1 protein-coding gene is annotated in these 264 nt (G+C 45.8%); it reads left to right on the top strand.

What is annotated here, in order from left to right; translation table 11 throughout:
- Positions 1 to 251: hypothetical protein (locus tag M992_RS15275; RefSeq protein WP_162200749.1), on the top strand; the 251-nt coding region annotated here is incomplete at its 5' end.
- Positions 252 to 264 lie beyond the last annotated feature (13 nt).

Raw genomic sequence — 264 nt, 5'->3', positions numbered from 1 at the left:
TTGTTGGGCTTGGTGAGGCCACGCACGGCATTCACTCTACGCCGCTTTATGCAGCACCGGTAATACCTAAACAGACCGAGCCTGTAGATTTGAGTCAGCAGGTGGAAATACTAAATAGAATCTTGAATTGGATATTAAAAGAGCTTCCAGTTCCGACTCAAAAAGCCTCGGCAATGGCTATTCGATTAAGTTCTGTGATTGACATTATTTCAGACCTTGAGGTTTCAGCCCCAGCACAGGAGCAGAAATAGATGCTGATAGCCG

This window comes from Moellerella wisconsensis ATCC 35017, assembly GCF_001294465.1.
GTDB classification, from domain to species: domain Bacteria; phylum Pseudomonadota; class Gammaproteobacteria; order Enterobacterales; family Enterobacteriaceae; genus Moellerella; species Moellerella wisconsensis.
This window is presented reverse-complemented; position numbering and strand designations above follow the sequence as displayed.